The following is a 231-nucleotide window of genomic DNA, read 5'->3' on the forward strand; positions in this document are numbered from 1 at the left end:
CCATCTTTCATAACGAGTTTACGGTCTGTAATTTCAGCAAGATTTGGATTATGGGTTACAATCACAAAAGTCTGATTATACTTATCTCTAAGATCAAAAAATAACCTGTGAAGGTCATCCGCATTTTTTGAATCCAGGTTTCCCGTTGGCTCATCAGCAAAGATAATTTTAGGTGAATTGATTAAAGCTCTGGCAACAGCAACCCTTTGTGCTTCTCCACCTGAAAGCTGG

The 231-nt window shown here is 38.5% G+C and carries 1 protein-coding gene; it reads right to left on the bottom strand.

Going from position 1 to position 231, the window contains the following annotated elements:
- A partial coding sequence (locus tag SB689_RS24330) for an ATP-binding cassette domain-containing protein (RefSeq protein WP_410694579.1) occupies positions 1–231 on the bottom strand: 231 nt, incomplete at both ends.

It is taken from the genome of Chryseobacterium sp. SIMBA_038 (assembly GCF_046535115.1).
Lineage (GTDB): Bacteria > Bacteroidota > Bacteroidia > Flavobacteriales > Weeksellaceae > Chryseobacterium.